The sequence below is a fragment of the Pseudomonas sp. Pseusp21 genome, from assembly GCF_059492145.1.
In genome coordinates, this window is sequence record NZ_CP168520.1 from 3,996,980 (window position 1) to 4,010,442 (window position 13,463).

Annotated in this window: 14 protein-coding genes; 5 read left to right on the forward strand and 9 right to left on the reverse strand. The window is 59.6% G+C overall.

What is annotated here, in order from left to right:
- Positions 1–79: 79 nt before the first annotated feature.
- From ACEN93_RS18215 to ACEN93_RS18225, 3 genes are all read right to left on the reverse strand, one after another.
- Positions 80–379, reverse strand: coding sequence for a hypothetical protein (locus ACEN93_RS18215; RefSeq protein ID WP_039764593.1), 300 nt, complete (start codon positions 377–379; stop codon positions 80–82).
- Between the two features lie 347 nt (positions 380–726).
- Positions 727–1,854 carry a hypothetical protein gene (locus ACEN93_RS18220; RefSeq protein WP_085667658.1) on the reverse strand — a complete coding sequence of 376 codons (1,128 nt, stop codon included), beginning with the start codon at positions 1,852–1,854 and terminating at the stop codon, positions 727–729.
- Positions 1,855–1,956: 102 nt separating this feature from the next.
- Positions 1,957–2,238 (reverse strand): hypothetical protein, encoded by a 282-nt coding sequence (locus tag ACEN93_RS18225; RefSeq protein ID WP_039764597.1) that lies wholly within the window; start codon positions 2,236–2,238, stop codon positions 1,957–1,959.
- A gap of 304 nt (positions 2,239–2,542) precedes the next feature.
- Here ACEN93_RS18225 and ACEN93_RS18230 point away from each other — a divergent pair, with 304 nt between their 5' ends.
- On the forward strand, positions 2,543–3,046 hold the full coding sequence (locus ACEN93_RS18230) for a hypothetical protein (protein ID WP_039764599.1): 504 nt from the start codon (positions 2,543–2,545) through the stop codon (positions 3,044–3,046).
- Between the two features lie 17 nt (positions 3,047–3,063).
- On the opposite strand, the gene ACEN93_RS18235 is transcribed toward ACEN93_RS18230, so the two are convergent.
- Positions 3,064–3,198, reverse strand: a complete 135-nt coding sequence (locus ACEN93_RS18235; protein ID WP_256574501.1) for a hypothetical protein — start codon at positions 3,196–3,198, stop codon at positions 3,064–3,066.
- A gap of 234 nt (positions 3,199–3,432) precedes the next feature.
- Between ACEN93_RS18235 and ACEN93_RS18240 the strand changes: the two genes are divergently transcribed.
- The 3 genes from ACEN93_RS18240 (at position 3,433) to ACEN93_RS18250 (ending at position 7,157) form a co-directional block, all read left to right on the forward strand.
- On the forward strand, positions 3,433–5,361 hold the full coding sequence (locus ACEN93_RS18240; protein WP_495610344.1) for a RecQ family ATP-dependent DNA helicase: 1,929 nt from the start codon (positions 3,433–3,435) through the stop codon (positions 5,359–5,361).
- A 109-nt stretch (positions 5,362–5,470) separates the two neighbouring features.
- Positions 5,471–6,694, forward strand: coding sequence for a 3-hydroxyacyl-CoA dehydrogenase (locus tag ACEN93_RS18245; protein ID WP_495610345.1), 1,224 nt, complete (start codon positions 5,471–5,473; stop codon positions 6,692–6,694).
- A gap of 31 nt (positions 6,695–6,725) precedes the next feature.
- Positions 6,726–7,157: an acyl-CoA thioesterase gene (locus ACEN93_RS18250; protein ID WP_039764604.1), complete on the forward strand. Its 432-nt coding sequence runs from the start codon at positions 6,726–6,728 to the stop codon at positions 7,155–7,157.
- Positions 7,158–7,222: 65 nt separating this feature from the next.
- Here ACEN93_RS18250 and ACEN93_RS18255 read toward each other — a convergent pair whose 3' ends face one another.
- The 4 genes from ACEN93_RS18255 to ACEN93_RS18270 form a co-directional block, all read right to left on the reverse strand.
- Positions 7,223–7,702: a glycine zipper domain-containing protein gene (locus tag ACEN93_RS18255; RefSeq protein WP_011331978.1), complete on the reverse strand. Its 480-nt coding sequence runs from the start codon at positions 7,700–7,702 to the stop codon at positions 7,223–7,225.
- A gap of 262 nt (positions 7,703–7,964) precedes the next feature.
- Positions 7,965–10,313, reverse strand: coding sequence for an FdhF/YdeP family oxidoreductase (locus tag ACEN93_RS18260; protein WP_103385577.1), 2,349 nt, complete (start codon positions 10,311–10,313; stop codon positions 7,965–7,967).
- Positions 10,310–11,149, reverse strand: a complete 840-nt coding sequence (gene fdhD / locus ACEN93_RS18265) for a formate dehydrogenase accessory sulfurtransferase FdhD (protein WP_163973852.1) — start codon at positions 11,147–11,149, stop codon at positions 10,310–10,312. The genes ACEN93_RS18260 and fdhD overlap by 4 nt, the downstream gene beginning before the upstream one ends.
- A gap of 92 nt (positions 11,150–11,241) precedes the next feature.
- On the reverse strand, positions 11,242–12,129 hold the full coding sequence (locus tag ACEN93_RS18270) for a LysR family transcriptional regulator (protein ID WP_039764610.1): 888 nt from the start codon (positions 12,127–12,129) through the stop codon (positions 11,242–11,244).
- A gap of 137 nt (positions 12,130–12,266) precedes the next feature.
- Here ACEN93_RS18270 and lysM point away from each other — a divergent pair, with 137 nt between their 5' ends.
- On the forward strand, positions 12,267–12,707 hold the full coding sequence (gene lysM / locus ACEN93_RS18275; protein ID WP_039764611.1) for a peptidoglycan-binding protein LysM: 441 nt from the start codon (positions 12,267–12,269) through the stop codon (positions 12,705–12,707).
- A gap of 56 nt (positions 12,708–12,763) precedes the next feature.
- Here the strand turns inward: lysM and yrfG are convergent, their stop codons facing one another.
- On the reverse strand, positions 12,764–13,426 hold the full coding sequence (yrfG, locus tag ACEN93_RS18280) for a GMP/IMP nucleotidase (RefSeq protein WP_163973854.1): 663 nt from the start codon (positions 13,424–13,426) through the stop codon (positions 12,764–12,766).
- Positions 13,427–13,463 lie beyond the last annotated feature (37 nt).

Genomic DNA, 13,463 nt, shown 5'->3' on the forward strand with positions numbered 1-13,463 from the left:
TGCGCCGGAGATGTCAGCGTCAGTGTTCGAGATAGAGGCAGGCAGTTCTAGCCATGAACACGCCTGCCCGAGGAGTCCGTCAGGCCGGCGCTTTCCAGTTGAGCATTCGTTGCTGGGCGACCTGGAGCAGGTCATAGCCGTCTTTGGTGAGAAGGTAGAGCGCGTGGGTGATGTGCGGGATGTCTTCGACATCGGCGTGTTTGAAGCAGAGGCAGTAGAGGGTTTGCAGCAGGTCGCTTGATGCGCGCAGGCGCTGGACGGCGCATTCGAGGATGTCTTGCGGGTTGGCTTCGGTGTCGATGACGAGGGGCTTGGTGTCGGTGAGGTTGGAGTCGAGTGGGCGGTAGCGATTGGAGTGGAGCTCGTTCCATGATTTCATTTTTTAGATCCTCAATTGCTTCGAATGAAGCCACCACATCGTGACCAAGCGACTGGAGGCGACTGTGTTCGGGTTGGTCAACCGGTGAGGATCATGCACATACCCGGCACGCTCGGAAGCGTCCCAAACACAGCCACCATAACGCTGCTGGCAATTGAGTGCCGGCAGCATACAGCGGACGCGAATGCATGTTCCATTCGGGTGACCAAGCCCGAGTCGCTGAATTGGCAGCGACAGTCACAACTATAGGTTTCGGCCCACTGGCGCCGATAGAAGACAAGGCGCCGCCGCGTGTAGGAACGGGATGCAGATTCGGGCAGGCCGTTCCTACAGATCAATCACGGTTTTCAACGAATCGCCCGATACGCCTCAACATCCAGCACACTCGTCGTCAACCCGGTCGCCGGGGTGTAGATCCCGCCTTTCACCGTCGAGAACGGCACGCCTTTGCTGCCCAGCGATACGTAGCGTTCGCCTTGATCCAGTTCGGTGAACCAGGTGTAGGAACACTTTTCCATGGCCTTGTATTTCGCCGCCGCGTTGACGATGGCGGCAGTGTGGTTGCGAAGGTCGGCATCGGTGAGGTTGAGGTTTTTGTCGAGGACGGTGCCCCAGCGTTTCAGGCAGACCTCGGCAAAGTGACGGACGATGAGGCCGGGTTCGGCCAGCACTTTTGGACCACTGTTGCCGTCGGCGGAGGCGTTGCCGACCAGGGTGGCGTGACGGCCGGGCATGGGGAAGATGCTGGTCTTGGTGCCGGTCGCGGTTTGTGGAATGACGCAACTGAAACCCTTGGAGCGCTCATCCCGCGCATAGAAACCCACATATTCTTTTACGTTGCTATTGAGCTTTACCCGGTGTTCCTGAAAGTTACCGATGCCCGGCACCGGGTCGATAGCAAAGATATTCACTGGAATGTTTTTCAGTGCACTGTCGTTGAACATGGCATTGGCCAGCATATGACAACTGATACCGCCGCGGCTCCAGCCCACCAGATTGACTTTTGTTGGAATAACACCGTCCTTGCGAAAGGTTTTGATAATTTGCTCCTGTAACTTCTGTTGCGTGACGCTGCGATCGCCATAGTTATATTTACGCCACAGCCAGGAACCTTCGACTTTTACATCTTCAATCGGAATGCCGGCGGCTTTGAGGCGGTTGTATTCCGCTTCGGTCAGTTGTTCGCGCTGCCAGTCACATTGGCCTTTGATGATGTTCATCGCGTGCTGGACGTTTTCCTCCCAGCCCTTGCCGAACAAGGTGCCACTGAGGCCGTAGTCCTTGGATTGGGTGAACAGTTCATCGGCTTGCAGGTTGCTGGTGCCGGGGCCGTCGACCACGATCCAGTCGGCGAACTCGCGCCCGTTGTGGTGAGAGGCCAGTGTGGACACCAATTCCCCATTCCAATAGTTAACGTGTGCATTATCAAACTTTGTCGAACCTGTACCGCAGAAGAAAATAGTCAGAGTTGTCATGTTATTACTCTTGGTTGATGTAAGAACAGACAGACTAGTTCCGGTTTTTGTTGTAATGGAAGCGATGGGTTGTTGCGAACTTTGTAAGTGTGGCTGGCAGTATTAGTTATTTATTTGTTGTCTGGCAACTTCCAGCAAGTCACAACCGTCTTGCGTCAATAAATAAAGCGCATTGACGATGTTGGGAATATCTTTCACATCGGCCTGTTTGAAACACAAGCAGTAAAGAGTTTCCAGCAGATCGCTGGCGGCGCGCAGACGTTGATCGGCGGCATTGAGCAGGTCGCCCGGTTTTGCTTCGGTGTCGATAACCAATACCGGTTTTTCAATGTCGCAAGTCTTGAGAGGGCGAAAACGGGTATTCAGCGGTTTGTACATATTCATGATCAAGGTGTGTCCCTTACGAAGTCGCTTCGGTGAGCCGACACAGAGTTTTCAGTCGCGCCAGCCACTATAGAAGGGGGCTGACCGCAGGGACAAGACGGCCGCAATGGACAGATTTCGTAAGGGTTTTTTCCACGATATGGGCATTTGCCCTACATGTTTTTTCGGTTTTTCAAAGCCAAACCCTTATTAGCGAATTTTCCGACGTGATTATCAGGCGTTTCAAAGTAAACCTCTGTATGGTGCGCGCCAGAATCCGTAGGGCGTTTCCAAACGTCCGACACACGCTTAAAGGGAATTAGGTATGCAGTGGCTACGAATGGCCTCGATCGTTTTGCTGTGGGTGAGTGGCTGTCGTTTGGCGTTGGCCTCCGACATGGGCAATGGGTTGGTGCTTGCCAACCTGGAGCGCACCGGTTGGCCCGACGCGCTCGCCACTCAGGCTGACATCGACACAGCTGCCCGCGCTGAGGTGCTGGTTTTCGGCAAGGCTCTGCTGGCGAGCGAAGCCCTGGACGAACCTAGACTCACGCAACGACTGGGCGTGCAGCAAATACAGCTCAAGTCGATCAGACAAGTGCGCGACGGTCTGTGGGATCGCTTGCTCAATACCTACCGCAATGCCAGCACTCACTGCGACGAGAAAGCATTTTGCCCCCGGGTGCGCAGTGTTGCCGACTTGCGTCAACTGGCGGCAGCCTTCACCGGCGATATCAGCCCGGCTCATGCACGATGGGCGAGCCAGAGCCTCGATGTGCATGAACGGGTACTGGATGAGCAATTGCGGGTAGCCGTATTGCGGCCCTGACACAGCGCTTGTGGGGGTTAAGTCGAGGGCGCTGCGGTGACGGTCACGGCGCTGGCCAGGATCGGCGGAAAGTCTTCGGGAGAGGGTGTGCAGCCTCCCAGCAGCAGGGAGGCCAAGATCAGGGCGAGGGGCAGTTTCAAGTTGTTCGACATGTTCACTCCTTGGTAAAAATCCATGCGCATGGGCCGTCCTGGCTCAAGGCGTGACGGACATTACCCTCGGGTCGCTTCACACGGCGATGAACAAAGTGTTTCATTTGTTTGATCCCTTGACCGAGCCGTCGACGCTGTATCATCCCGTATCGATTTGACCCCCGACCTATTCTCGACGCGCTGCGATCGCCCGCTAGGCTGTTGGCATCACAGCGGTCAACGGAGTGACAGCGAATGCACAACACCCTGGAACAGGTTTTCGGTTATCCACAGTTTCGACCCGGTCAGGAGGCCGCGATCAGCGCTGTTCTCGCTGGGCGCTCGGCAGCCGCGATATTTCCCACGGGCTCCGGCAAATCCCTTTGTTACCAGGTCCCGGCACTCTTGCTGCCGCACCTGACGCTGGTGGTCTCACCGTTGCTGGCGCTGATGCAGGATCAGCTCGAGTTCTTGCGCCGGCACGGGATATCCGCAGGCAGCATCGATTCGGCGCAGAGCCGCGAAGATGCCAACGACGTGATGGCCCGCGCCCGTTCGGGTGAGCTGAAGATCCTGATGATTTCCGTGGAGCGTTTGAAGAACGAGCGCTTTCGCAACTTTTTGCAGCAGGTTCCGATCTCGCTGCTGGTGGTGGATGAGGCGCACTGCATCTCCGAGTGGGGCCACAACTTCCGCCCCGACTACCTCAAGCTGCCGGACTACCAGCGCCAGTTCAACATCCCGCAAACCCTGCTGCTGACCGCCACTGCAACGCCAAAAGTCATCGCCGACATGCAAGCGAAATTCGCCATCGCGGCAGACGATGTGGTGACCACCGGTTTCTACCGGCCCAACCTCAATCTGCTGGTCGAGCCGGTGCGTGGGCAGGACAAGCGCCGGCGTCTGGTGGAGTGGATGACCGAGCGCGCAGGTCAGCCGAGCATCGTCTACGTGACCCTGCAGAAAACCGCCGAGCAGATTGCCGAACATCTGGAGCGCAATGGCATTCAGGCCGAGGCTTATCACGCCGGTTTGCCCCATGAGCAACGGGACGCGATCCAGAAGCGCTTCATGGGCGGGCAGTCCGATTGCATCGTCGCCACCATCGCCTTCGGCATGGGCATCGACAAGAGCGACATCCGCAATGTGGTGCATTTCGACCTGCCCAAATCCATCGAAAACTACAGCCAGGAAATCGGCCGTGCAGGACGTGACGGGCAACCGTCTGATTGTCTGGTACTGGCCAACCGCGACAGCCTCAACGTGCTGGAAAACTTCGTGTATGGCGACACGCCGGAACAGGAGGGCATTCGTCACGTGCTCGACGAGTTGCAGGCCGCCGCGCCCGAAGGCCAATGGGAATTTCTGCTCGGGCCGCTGGCGGATCAGAGCAACATTCGCGCGTTACCTTTGAAGACGTTGTTGGTGCAGTTGGAGTTGCGAAGACTGATTGCACCGCGCTACGCGTATTACGCCGAGTACCGTTTCAAATACCTGCTGGAGCCCGAGGCTTTGCTCGAGCGTTTCGAAGGTGAACGCAGGGATTTCGTCGCCGCGATCATCCAGACCTCAAGCCGCGCGCGTACCTGGGCCACCGTGAATTTCGAGGCGATGTACGAGCAATATTCAGCCGAGCGCAATCGGGTGGTGAAGGCGCTGGATTATTTCCAGGAAAAGGGCTGGGTCGAGCTTGAGAGCAAGCAGATGACCGAGGTCTACAACGTTCTGCGCGGCGATTTCGACAGCCAGGCCCTGAGCGCTGAACTGCATGACTATTTCACCCGCCATGAACAAACCGAAGTGGCGCGGATTCACGCCATGCTCGAGCTGTTCGCCACCGAGCGATGCCTCGGATATCGGCTGGCGGAATATTTTGGCGATCACAATGTGCCGCAGCAGTGCGGAAATTGCTCGGTGTGTCACGGGCACATCGCCCGGCTCCCGGCACCTCCTGAATTGCCGGCGCTTGTGGATAAAAATTTTGCGGCGTTGTGTGGAGAATTTATCCACAGGCATCAACAACTGACCGGCAGTGCTCCGTCGGCCGAGCGATTGACCCGGTTTCTGTGCGGAATCAGCGTGCCGTTGTTTACCAAGCTCAAGGCGCGGGCCATTTCCGGGTTTGCGGCGCTTGAGGAATATCCCTACGCCGAGGTCCGGGCCTGGGCTCAGACGCATCTTTGAAGTTCCGAATCCATCTGCTGAATGTCGATCATCACGGCAATGAACTTCAAAAATGCCCGGTGGCTGACTATGGTGATGGCTGTCTTCGGATCGCCAACAAGAGAACAACATGAGCCAGACATCCTTCGCTATTCAGCAGGCCGCCGTGATCGGCGCCGGCACCATGGGCCGCGGCATTGTCATGTGCCTGGCCAACGCCGGCGTATCAGTGCAGTGGGTCGATAACAATCCACAGATGCTCGAACAGGCGCTGTCCACCGTGGCCGATACCTACGCGCACAACGTGCGACAGGGCCGGATCGATCAGGCCGAAGCCGATGCGCGGATTGCCCGTGTCAGCACGGCGGCAGACTACGTGGCAATCCGCAACGTCGACCTGGTGATTGAAGCGGTGTACGAGAATCTTGAGCTCAAGCAGAAGATCTTCCGCGAGCTCGATGGCGTGCTGAAGCCCGAGGCGCTGCTGGCGAGCAATACTTCGGCGCTGGACATCGACGCCATTGCCGCCGCAACACGACGTCCGACTCAAGTGCTGGGCCTGCATTTCTTCAGCCCGGCGCACATCATGAAATTGCTTGAAATCGTCCGTGGCGCACAAACTTCTCCGGCTGTGCTTGAGGCTGCGCTTGAGCTGGGCAAGCGCATGGGCAAGGTCAGTGTGGTGTCGGGCAACTGCCACGGTTTTATCGGCAACCGCATGCTGCATCCGTATGTGCTCGAAGCGCGCAAGATGTTGCTCGAAGGGGCGTACCCGCATCAGGTCGATGCGGCGTTGCAGAGCTTCGGTTTTGCCATGGGGCCGTTTCGCATGTACGACGTGGTCGGCATCGATCTCGAGTGGCGTGCCCGTGAACTGGCGGGCAAGGGGCAGGATGCACCCGAGGTTCAGGTGGATAACCGTTTGTGCGAACTGGGTCGCTTCGGTCAGAAGTCCGGCAACGGTTATTACCACTACGAGCCGGGCAGTCGTCAGGCCGAGCATGATCCCGAGGTCGATGCGCTGGTGTTGAGCGTCAGCGAGGGGCTGGGCTTTCATCGCCGGGATATCGGCTCGGAGGAGATCCTTGAGCGGTGCCTGCTGGCGTTGGTCAACGAGGGCGCGAAGATCCTGCAGGAACGGATTGCCGAGTCGGCGCATGACATCGATCAGGTTTATCTGAATGGCTACGGCTTCCCGGCAGAGAGAGGCGGGCCGATGGCCTGGGCGGATGATCAGGGTCTGGCCGACATTCACAAGCGATTGCTGGCGCTGGAGACCCGGCAGGGCGATCACTGGCGGCCGGCGCCAGTGATTGGCGAGCTGGCGGCGCGCGGCAAGGGTTTTTATCTTTAGACTGAGCAAATCACTCCAGGAATCGACACTGATGTCCAACCCGATGCCGCAACGCAGCGATTACCCGCACTTCCAGCCGATCACCACGCGCTGGCACGATAACGACGCCTACGGCCACGTCAACAACGTCACCTATTACAGCTTCTTCGACACGGCGGTGAACACCTACCTGATTCAGGTCGGGGGGCTGGATATCCATGACGGCGAGGTGGTGGGGTTTGTGGTGAGTTCGTCCTGCGACTACTTCGCGTCGATCGCTTTTCCGGATCGAATCGAGATCGGCTTGCGGGTAGGCAAGCTGGGTAATAGTTCGGTGCAATACGAGCTGGCGGTGTTCAAGGCCGAAGAAGACGAGGCCTGTGCCGCCGGGCGCTTCGTGCATGTGTTTGTCGACCGGGCGTCCAATCAGCCGGTGTCGATTCCAACCCGATTGCGCGAAGCGCTGGAACGCCTGGCGATGTGACAGGCAAAAAAAATCGCAGCCCGGGGGAGCTGCGATCTGGATGTATCGGCTAAAGAGGCCAGGCCTCAGTCGCGGTAGTAGCGGTGGTGCTTGCGATGGCCATAGGCATGGCCACGACCTGGGTGACGGTCACGGTAGTAGCGACGATCATCATGGCGACGATCGTAATGACGATCATCGTCATCGCTCTTGTTGCCCATGTAGTTGCCCAGCGCGCCACCCGCGCCGCCGCCGGCCGCTGCGCCGATCAGGCTGCCGGTGGTGCCGCCCATGCTGCGGCCGACCACGTTGCCGCCGGCTGCGCCCAGCGCACCGCCAATGGCTGCTTCACCACGGCTGCGCTTGTCGGCGCCCACCGCACTACCACCCGCGCCGCCCAGGGCTGCGCCGATGGTTGAACCTGTACTGCCGCCTAACGATTGACCGACGACCGAGCCAAGAACCCCGCCCAATGCGCCGCCCACACCTGCTTCGGTGGTGCCTCCGGCAGAAGCGAAGCCACTGACCAGGCCAAGGGACAACAAGAGAATCGAGGAGAACTTCATAGAGGAGCCTCAAAGGGATGACGGCGCGATCCTGAGGCTCTGCAATGGGCGTGACAATCGAAATCCGACGAATAGCACGACCTGTATACAATTCTGCAAGTTGCTGATTTTTGGGCGGAACTTAACGGTTTTTCGCCGGTCTTTAACTACTTCGGACAGGCCGCTTTGATCACAAAGCGGCCTTTTTTGTGGGCGTTCGAAAAGTGCTCGTGCAGGAAAGGATCATTGAATCGGCTGCCGCTTTTCGCGAGCAGGCGCCGTATCAGGCCGACTTGGCCATGATCAACCCCGTTTCACTCGCCGCTTCCAGGCGAATGGCAATGAACTTCGACGTCGGCGTATGGCTGCCATCGCCGGTGCTCTCCAACGGCACCAACGGATTCACCTCAGGGTAATAAGCCGCTGCCTGCCCTGCAGGAATATCGAACGCCAAGAGCGTGAAGCCCTTCACCCGGCGCTCGCGACCATCGTCCCACAGCGATACGATGTCAGCCTTCTGTCCCGGCTTGAAGCCCAGACGGATGATGTCGGCTTCGTTGGCAAACAACACATCGCGCTGTCCCTTCACCCCGCGATAACGATCGTCGAGACCATAAATCGTGGTGTTGTACTGATCGTGAGAGCGCATCGATTGCAGGATCAGATCCGGCAGTTTGCCGGTGGCGCGAGTGCGCTCGTGGATCAGGTCCTTGGGCAGCATGTTCGGCTTGAAGTTGGCCCGACCGGACGTGGTGTTCCACTTGCGTGCACCGGCGCTGTTGCCGAGGTAGAAACCACCCGGGTTCTTGACCTTCTCGTTGAAGTCCTTGAAGCCCGGAATGGTGTCGGCGATCAGTTCGCGGATGCGCCGGTAGTCGGCCACCAGCCAGTTCCAGTCCACCGGTTTGCTGCCCAGGGTCGCGGCGGCGATGCCGGCGATGATCGACGGCTCGGAGCGCATCTGGTTCGACAGCGGCTGCAACTGACCGTTGGAGGCGTGCACCATGCTGAACGAGTCTTCCACGGTGACGGCTTGGGGGCCTTCGGTCTGGATATCGATGTCGGTACGACCCAGGCACGGCAGGATCAGCGCGTCCTTGCCGTGGGCCAGGTGGCTGCGATTGAGCTTGGTGCTGATCTGCACGGTCAGGTCACAGTTGCTCAGGGCCTGGAAGGTGCGCGGGCTGTCCGGCGTGGCCTGGGCGAAGTTGCCGCCCAGACCGATAAACACCTTGGCGCGACCTTCGGCCATCGCGTGAATCGCTTCGACCACGTTGTGCCCGTTGTGACGTGGCACCTTGAACTGGAAGCGGCGTTCAAGGGAATCAAGGAACGCCACCGGTGGACGTTCATTGATGCCCATGGTGCGGTCGCCCTGCACGTTACTGTGGCCGCGCACCGGGCACAGACCGGCGCCGGGTTTGCCGATGTTGCCGCGCAGCAGCATCAGGTTGGCGATTTCCTGGATGGTCGGCACCGAGTGGCGATGCTGGGTGATGCCCATCGCCCAGCACATGATCACGTTCTTGCCTTTGGCGTACATGCGCGCCGCCTGTTCGATCTCCACCAGGGTCAGGCCGGACTGCTCGACGATCTGCTCCCACGGCGTGTCGTCGACAACACCGAGGTACTCGAGCACGTTGATGCTGTGTTCATTGAGGAAATCGTGATCGAACACGGCCGGTGCGCCAGCCTTCTGCGCATCGCGCTCCCATTGCAGCAGGAACTTGGCCATGCCGCGCAACACCGCCATGTCGCCGCCCAGCGCCGGGCGGAAATACGCGGTGTTGGTCGGCTTGTCGCCGTTGGTGAGCATTTCCAGCGGATGCTGCGGGTGCTGGAAGCGTTCCAGGCCGCGTTCTTTCAGCGGGTTGACGCACACCACCTGGGCACCGCGCTTCACTGCTTCACGCAGCGGTTCGAGCATGCGCGGGTGGTTGGTGCCGGGGTTCTGGCCCCAGACAAAAATCGCATCGGCATGTTCGAAGTCGTCGAAGGTCACGGTGCCTTTGCCGACGCCGACACTCTGCGCCAGGGCCACGCCGCTGGCCTCGTGGCACATGTTCGAGCAGTCGGGGAAGTTGTTGGTGCCGAAGGCGCGCACGAACAGTTGATACAGGTACGCCGCTTCGTTGCTGGCCCGGCCCGAGGTGTAGAACTCGGCCTGATCCGGGCTCGACAGCGCTTGCAGGTGTTTGCCGATCAGCGCGTAGGCATCGTCCCAGCTGATGGGTTTGTAGCGGTCGGTTTCGGCGTCATACACCAGCGGTTCGGTCAGACGACCTTGATATTCAAGCCAGTAGTCGCTCTGTTCCAGCAGCGAGGTGACGCTGTGTTTGGCGAAGAATTTGCCATCGACCCGGCGCTTGGTCGCTTCCCAGTTCACCGCTTTGGCGCCGTTCTCGCAGAATTTGACCATGCCGCTTTCCGGCGAGTCGCCCCAGGCGCAGCCCGGGCAGTCGAAGCCACCGTTCTGGTTGGTCTTGAGCATCATGCGCAGGTTTTTCAGCGCGTTGTCGCTGGTCAGCCAGGCCTGGGCCACGCTGATCAGGGCGCCCCAGCCACCGGCCGGGCCCTTGTAAGGCTTGTAGCGCGGAACGGGTTTCTGGTCGGCTTGATGATGTTGGCTCACGGGTGTTTCTCCATTTCTGGGCTATACACCCGCGGCGCGTTTTTCTGCGGCAGGTGGATGAGATTGAGGTTGTGGCGTCGCGCCCATTGCACGGCGAGACCGGTAGGCGCGGACAGGCTGACCAGGGTCTGAATCCCGGCCCGCAGGACTTTCTGGATCAATTCGAGGCTGCAACGGCTGGTGACAATTGCCAGGCCGCCGGCTGTGGATATCTTTTGCCGGATCAGACCGCCAATCAGCTTGTCGAGGGCGTTGTGCCGGCCGATGTCTTCGCGGCCCAGCAGCAATTTACCGCTGGCGTTCATGAACACCGCCGCGTGCACTGCGCCGCAATGCTGACCCAGCGGTTGGAATGCGCCGATACGCTGACGCAAACCATCGAGCCATTCGGCGGGCGGCAAAGGTGCACCGGGCAAGACCTTGAGGTCAGGCAGCGCCTGCTCCACCGCTTCCACGCCGCACAGTCCGCAACCGCTGGTGCCGGCCAGTTGCCGCCGCTGCTGCTTGAGGTTCCAGAAGGCGCGGTTGGCAATGGTCACTTGCGCATATTGCGCCGAGCCCGAGCCGGTCAATTGCAGGTCGTAGATGTCCGAGGCGTCTTCGATGATGCCGCTGCCGAGGCTGAAACCGACGATGAAGTCTTCAAGGTCGGTCGGCGTCACCAGCATCACGGCCTGACTGATGCCGTTGTAGGCAATCGCCAACGCGACTTCTTCGGCCAGCGCGGTGCTGGCCGATTCCGCGAGGGGGAGATCGCTGTAGCTGTAGGTCTGACTGGCGGCTGGCGCGGGCGTTTCGAGAGCAGGCGCCGCGCAGGCCGGGCGCTTGGCGTTCATGGCATCACCGACGGATTGATCAACGTTAAGACTAGGCGCGGCAAGATGTCGCGTCTAATCGCTAGTGTCGATCCCTCGATAGATGCCGTCGATCAAGTGTCCGTGGGTGATTTTTGATAAAGCGCGAAACAGGCTTCGGCCAGCGCCGATCGTGGTGCCCCGCGACGCATGATCAGGCCCAGTCGGGCGAGGGTCTGGGCGTTTTCGATGGGTTGCAGGCGCAGATGATCGGTCAGGTTTTCCAGGCCGCCGTCCAGTGGCATCACCGCACAGCACAAGCCGCCGTGCACCGCTTGCAACAATTGGTGAACGGCGTCGGTTTGCAGTAACGGCTGCGGCGTCAGGCCACGGCTGTGGAAGTTATGGTCGATGGATTGGCGAAAATGCATGCCGCTGGTGAGCATGCCCAGTGGCAGTTCGATCAGCGATTCCCAACTCAGCGGCGCCTGACCAAAACTGAAGAATCGCTGGTCGTAGAGCAGGCCCATCTGCGTTTCGCTGAAGGCCAGGGATTCAAACCGCTCGCCGTCGAGGCGGTCCAGGTAAGACACGCCAATGTCGATGCGGTTGTTCGCCAGTTGCTCCAGAACCTGTTCGGAGCTCAGCGAGGACAGTTCGAAGCGCAGGTTTGGATGTTGTGCGTGCAGGCGTTGCATCAACGGCAGTGCATCGAAACTCGACAACGGCACCACGCCCAGGCGCAGGGTGCCGATCAGATTGCCGCGACAGGCCGCCGCTTCCGCCTGCAAGCCGTCGTAGGCCGCCAGTACCGTGCGTGCCCAGGCCAGCACCCGTTCCCCCGGCGCGGTGAACCCTTCGAAGCGCTGGCCACGGTTGACCAGTGGCAGGTCGAGTTCTTCCTCGAGGCTGCGCAGGCGCATTGACAGGGTCGGCTGGGTGATGTGGCAGCGGGCGGCGGCCTGGCCGAAGTGGCGGGTTTCGTCGAGGGCGATGAGGAATTTCAGCTGCTTGATGTCCATCTTCGCTCCGGGGCGCTGGCAGGGGTGGGCGATTCTACCGCTTGAGTGACGGCAGGGTCATTGGTCGGCTTGGAACCGGGTTTGTCCGGGGTGGTCTAGGCTTGGGCGTCTGGAACCCAAATCAAGGAGTGTGCGCCATGAGTCTTTTGAGCTTTGTGAAAGAAGCGGGTGAGAAACTGCTCGACCTGCTGACCCCCGGCAACGCCAATGCCAGCGAGCAATTGAAGGAACACATCAGCAAGGTCGGGTTGGGTAATCCGAATGTCCAGGCAACCGTGGACGGGGACAAGGTGACCGTTACCGGTGAAGTGGCGAGCCAGGAAGAGAAAGAGAAGATTCTTCTGGCAGTGGGCAACATTGCCGGTGTCGGCAGCGTCGATGACCAGATCACCGTGACCGGGCCGGTTGTGGCGGCGGCGCGTTTTGTGGTCGTGAAGAAGGGCGACACCCTCAGTGCAATTTCCCTGGCGGTGTATGGCAACGCCAACCAGTACAACAAGATCTTCGAGGCCAACAAGCCACTGCTGTCACACCCGGACAAGATTTATCCGGGGCAGACGCTGCGTATTCCCGAGTAACAACATGCCTGCGGGAGCAGCCTTTGGCGGCTCCTGCAGTCTTCAGAGCCCGGTAATCAGAGCCCGGCAATCAAATCCCGATAATCCTCGACCGCCGCAAACTCCCCGGTGTCTTTCGGCCCTTTGCGGCTGTCCGGTTCCTTAACGGCCAACAGATGCGCCACGCCGAAATTCCGTGCACTGCGCAGGATCGGCAAGGTGTCGTCGATGAACAGACTGCGCGCCGGGTCGAAGTCGATGTCGGTCTGCAACGCGTCCCAGAATTGCGGGTTCTCCTTGGGAAAACCGTAATCGTGGGAGCTGATCAGCCGCTCGAAGTACGGCGCCAGTTCGATGCGTTCCAGCTTCAACGACAGTGAATCGCGGTGTGCGTTGGTGATCATCACCACGCGTTTGCCGGCTCGTTTGATCGCTTCCAGAAAGGTGTCGGCGTCCGGGCGCAGGGCGATCAGGTGGGCGGTTTCCCGTTTCAGTTCGCGAACTGACAGCTTCAGTTCGGCGCTCCAAAAGTCCAGGCAGTACCACTGCAGCTGACCGGCATGGCGCTCGAACAACGGCTGCAATTCCATTTCCGCCATGGCCCGGCTCACGCCATGCAGTTCGGCATAGCGCTGCGGCAAGTGTTCGAGCCAGAAGTGATTGTCGAAGTGCAGGTCCAGCAACGTGCCGTCCATATCGAGCAGAACGGTATCGATGTCGGACCACGGTAATGAAGGCATGGCAACGTCTCGAGCGGTAGAAGGATATCCGACGCAA